This window comes from Pseudomonas sp. 34 E 7, assembly GCF_900005715.1.
Taxonomy (GTDB): domain Bacteria; phylum Pseudomonadota; class Gammaproteobacteria; order Pseudomonadales; family Pseudomonadaceae; genus Aquipseudomonas; species Aquipseudomonas orientalis_A.
In genome coordinates this window covers 723-989 of record NZ_CVTX01000174.1, presented here as the reverse complement: position 1 = coordinate 989, position 267 = coordinate 723, and the positions used below count along the sequence as shown (strand labels likewise).

Here is a 267-nt window from a genome sequence, read left to right as displayed (position 1 = left end):
AGATCACCGACGCTTCCGGCGGCAACTTCGAGCAGCTGGTAGTTGCGCAAAACAGTGCAACGACAGCGATCAACGACACCATCGACAAAGTCGATGTGGTTCTGAGCGCTACCACCACGGTTGGCGAAGGCGGCAACATCGTCTACACCGCCAGCCTTGTGGATAAAAACGGTGCGCTGGTGACCAACATCACCAACCCGTTGACCGTCACCCTGGATAACGGCAAAACCATCACCATCGGTGTGAACCAGTCCAGCGGCACAGTCA

At 56.6% G+C, this 267-nt stretch carries 1 protein-coding gene; it reads left to right on the top strand.

Translation table 11 applies throughout. The features are described 5' to 3' along the window. Positions 1-267, top strand: a 267-nt coding sequence (locus tag BFP96_RS31870; protein ID WP_256549184.1) for an immunoglobulin-like domain-containing protein, incomplete at both ends; no start/stop codon positions are given.